The organism is Longimicrobium sp., assembly GCF_036387355.1.
Lineage (GTDB): Bacteria > Gemmatimonadota > Gemmatimonadetes > Longimicrobiales > Longimicrobiaceae > Longimicrobium.
This window is the reverse complement of record NZ_DASVTX010000578.1, coordinates 1-3963: the sequence shown is the minus strand read 5'-3', so window position 1 is coordinate 3963 and position 3963 is coordinate 1. Positions and strand designations below refer to the sequence as shown.

The window sequence follows — 3963 nt, the reverse complement described above, 5'->3', positions numbered from 1 at the left end:
CGAGGTGGGCGGCAGGACACCGGTGGAGCGGAGGCGACGCCGGGGGGACGCCGGCAGCGCGGGCGGCGCGAACTGCCATCAGGCGCACCGGATCGGTCTCATCAGCCGCACCGGGACCCCACCCGGCTCGGACTTTGAGCGTCATTCCGAGGAAGGCGCCGCGCTGCACCCTCCGTCACACCAGACTCTGGCGCCGACCGAAGAATCCCGCGCCACGGCGTCCCACGCACGCCCGGTTGCGCGCCGCGCTCGGACGCGGCGGGTGCGGCGGGAGAGGCGGGAGCACACCACGCCGGTCAGCGGCGCGGCGGACGTTTCGGTCCGGGATTCTTCAGTCGCGCATGGATTCGGCACGGGGGAAAGCGCGGCGCACGCTCCTTCAGAATGACGCCCCAGCGCCGGGGTGGGCGGCAGGCCCGGCGGGGTGGGCAGCAGGACGGGGGGGACGAGCGGCGCCACCGGGCACGAACTTCCTCGGAGCCGTGTAATTCGTTCGACGCGCGCGCGGAAGCCGTTGCGCGGGCTGGAGTTTGCCTGTCGCAATCGGAGGGGATCGAGATGCGCGCGGACCACCTCGCGTGAGGGATGCGCGCCCGCAGGGCCGAGAACCCGGAGCGGCAGGGCACAGCCGTATCGTGCCCTGGTGCGGAGGGGGCTCGGCGCCGTTGGCAACAGCTGTATCGTTGCCTACGGCGCGCGCAGCCCGGCCCGGAGCGCAGCGCAGGGACACGCCCTCATCCGCCTTCGTCCTTTCTGGTTCCGGCTACGCCGGGTCAGGGATCAGGGAACAGGAACGGCACGGGTGTCTCTGTGTGACCATTTGCCTTGCGGGAGTTGACGCGCGGGGAACGCCGGGCGAGGATCGTAGGGCGCATTCGGGATAAAGGAGAAGAATGGAAAAGGTGCTGGTGGGGGCGGGGGCGAATGTGGGGGATCCCGTGGCGCAGCTTCGCGCCGCGGTGCGCATGCTGGCGCCCGCCATCCACGTCACCCGCGTATCCTCGCTGTACCGCACGGAGCCGGTGGGGCACCGCGACCAGCCGGACTTCTACAACCTCGTGGTGGCCGGAACCACGGAACTGCAGCCGGAGCAGGTGCTTGCGGAGTTGCAGCGAGTGGAGGCGGCGCTGGGGCGGGAGCGTACGTTCCCCAACGCGCCCCGCACGCTGGACCTGGACCTGCTGGCGTTCGGGGAACGGGTGATGGACACGCCCGCGCTCACGCTTCCGCATCCCCGGCTGCACCTGCGCGGATTCGTCCTGCATCCGCTGGCCGAGATCGCGCCGGGGTGGCGGCATCCCACGCGGGAACGCACGGCGCGGGAGTTGCTTTCCTCTGCTACGGCACTGGAGCGCGTCCAACGGCTCGGAGCACTGCATGGCGCGGGAGGGCCGCTTGCCCCCGCGCCCCCGTCCGGCTAAGCTGACCCGCGCCGGCGATCCCCCTTTTCGCGACGCAGGATGGCAGCCGGAGCGCAGTACACGGTCGGGGTGGAAGAGGAGTACCAGCTCGTGGACGCGCGGTCCGCGGAGCTGCGCAGCCGGGCGCGGTACGTGATCGCCACCGACTGGGCCGACGAGCTGAAGGCGGAAATGCAGGAGCACACCGTGGAGGTGGAAACCCGGGTGTGCGAGGGCACCGACTGCGTGCGCGACGACCTGGCCCGCCTGCGCTTTACCGCCGCCATCGCCGCCGAGGCGGAGGGCACGCGCATCGTGGCGGCGGGCACGCACCCGTTCAGCCCGGCGGAAGGGCACGCCTTCAACCCCGCGCCCGTGTACCAGCAGCTGCGCGCGGACTACCGCCGGCTCGCGGAGTCGCAGGCCATCTTTGGCATGCACGTGCACGTGGGGCTGCCGCCGGGGACGGACCGGGCGCGGGTGTGCAACGTGGTTCGCCTGCACCTCCCCGTGCTGCTGGCGCTGAGCGCCTCGTCGCCTCTGTGGCTGGGGGGCGACACGGGACACGCGTCGTACCGCTCCATCCTGTGGCGGCGCTGGCCCCGCTCCGGCGCGCCGCCCCGCTTCAGCAGCGACGCGGAGTACGCGGAGCTGGTGCGGTGGATGGTGGAAAGCGGGCGCATTGACGGGCCCGGGCGGCTGTACTGGGAGCTGCGCCCGCACCACGTCTACCCCACGGTGGAGATCCGGGTGGCCGACTGCACGCCCCGGCTGCAGGACGCGGTGCTCGTCGCCTCCCTGGCGCGCGTCGTGGTCGCGGGGGCGGCGGAGGGAGTGCTGGCGGAGTCGCCGCTCCCCGAATCTTTCCTGCAGCCGCTGCTGAGCGACAACGGGTGGCGCGCCAGCCGGCACGGAATCGCCGCGGAGCTGGCCGACCTGGAAGGGACGGAGCCGCGCACCCTCACGGTGGCGGATGCGGCGCTGCGGCTGGCGGAGCGGCTGTCCGGCGTCGCGGCGGAACTGGGCGAGGCGGAGGAGCTGGCCCGGCTGCCGGCGCTGCTGCGGGAGGGCGGCGCGGCGGACGCGATCCGCGCCCGCGCCGCGTCGCTCGGCGGCGACCTGGCCGCGGTGACGCACTGGCTGGCGGATGAGACCGTAATGGGCGTGGGGATGGACCGCCGCGCCCGGCTGAGACTCGAGGAAACGGTATGAGCACGCCCCACAGGGTCAGGGTTTCTCTTCCCGAAGGCAACTCGCGCGGCTACGAGGTGCTGGTGGGCTCCGGCCTGTTCGCCAGCCTTCACACCGCGCTGTCGCGCTTCTGCCCCGCGCACCGCTACGCCGTCGTGACGGACGACCGCGTGGCCGAACTGTACGCCGTGCGCCTGTCGCGCATGCTGCACTCCTCCGGGCACCGCACCGACGTCTTTGCCTTTACCTCCGGCGAGGCGCAGAAGACGCGCGAAACCTGGTCGCTGGTGAGCGACGCCATGATGGAGTCCGGCTGCGGCCGCGACACCGCCGTGATCGCGTTCGGCGGCGGGGTGCCCGGCGACCTGGGCGGCTTTGTGGCGGCCACCTACATGCGCGGCCTGCCGCTGGTGCAGGTGCCTACCACGCTGCTGGCCATGATCGACGCCTCCGTGGGCGGCAAGACGGGGGTGGACACACCGGCGGGCAAGAACCTGGTCGGCGCTTTCCATCAGCCGCAGTGCGTGCTGGTGGACCCGGAACTGCTGCAGACGCTTCCGGAGGCGCACCTGCGCGCCGGCCTGGCCGAGGCGGTAAAGCACGGCGCCATCGCCGACGCGGAGTACCTGGACTGGATCGAGGACAACGTCGACCCGCTCCTGGCGGCGGACCCGCAGGCGCTCAGCCGCCTCATCATGCGGTCGGTGGAGATCAAGGCCGAGATCGTGGCCAGCGACGTGATGGAGTGCGGCGCCCGCAAACTGCTCAACTTCGGCCACACCATCGGCCACGCGGTGGAGACGCTGTCCGGCTACACCCTGCTGCACGGCGAGGCCGTGGCGGTGGGGATGGTGGAAGAGGCGCGCATCGGCGAGCGCGCCGGGGTCACGGCGGCGGGGACGAGCGCCCGGCTGCGGCGCGTGCTGACCCGCATCGGGCTCCCCACCTCGCTCCCCATCGACTTCGGGGCCGACGCGGTGGTGCAGCACACGCGGATGGACAAGAAGGCGCGCGCCGGCCGGGTGGAGTACTCCCTGATCCAGGACTTCGGGCGCCCCTTCATCGGCCCCGCGGGGGTGTGGGGGCATCCGGTGGCGGACGAGACGGTGGCCGAGGTGCTGGGCGGCGTGGGCAGCCGGGGCTGATCCGGCGCCGTCCGCCGCGGCGGGCCGTCATCTACAGGCAGGTTCATGACCGGTCCGGGGCGCTGCTCCGGACCGGCTTTCACACGGAAACGGGTTTGGCGGAACAACAGGCACGGCGGAGCCCCGCGCGGCGCCGCCTGGAATACGGGCTGGCGCGCGCGCTGGAGCGGGCCGTCAGCACTCTTCCCGAGAGAATGGCCGACGCCTTCGGGGCGCGGCTGGGCGGC

3 protein-coding genes are annotated in these 3963 nt (G+C 72.6%); all 3 read left to right on the top strand.

The window, feature by feature from the left end; translation table 11 throughout:
- Positions 1 to 893: 893 nt before the first annotated feature.
- Genes folK through aroB form a run of 3 tightly spaced genes read left to right on the top strand, consistent with a single transcriptional unit; the run spans position 894 to position 3736 of the window.
- On the top strand, positions 894 to 1421 hold the full coding sequence (gene folK, locus VF665_RS25205) for a 2-amino-4-hydroxy-6-hydroxymethyldihydropteridine diphosphokinase (RefSeq protein WP_331056260.1): 528 nt from the start codon (positions 894 to 896) through the stop codon (positions 1419 to 1421).
- Between the two features lie 39 nt (positions 1422 to 1460).
- Positions 1461 to 2612: a carboxylate-amine ligase gene (locus VF665_RS25200; protein ID WP_331056259.1), complete on the top strand. Its 1152-nt coding sequence runs from the start codon at positions 1461 to 1463 to the stop codon at positions 2610 to 2612.
- A complete protein-coding gene (gene aroB / locus VF665_RS25195) occupies positions 2609 to 3736 on the top strand; it encodes a 3-dehydroquinate synthase (protein WP_331056258.1) in 1128 nt (375 codons plus the stop codon). The genes VF665_RS25200 and aroB overlap by 4 nt, the downstream gene beginning before the upstream one ends.
- Positions 3737 to 3963: the final 227 nt, after the last annotated feature.

Bases quoted from the DNA above. Each gene is read 5' to 3' on its own strand.
- aroB (WP_331056258.1), top strand. From the start codon at position 2,609: ATGAGCACGCCCCACAGGGTCAGGGTTTCTCTTCCCGAAGGCAACTCG.
- folK (WP_331056260.1), top strand. From the start codon at position 894: ATGGAAAAGGTGCTGGTGGGGGCGGGGGCGAATGTGGGGGATCCCGTG.
- VF665_RS25200 (WP_331056259.1), top strand. From the start codon at position 1,461: ATGGCAGCCGGAGCGCAGTACACGGTCGGGGTGGAAGAGGAGTACCAG.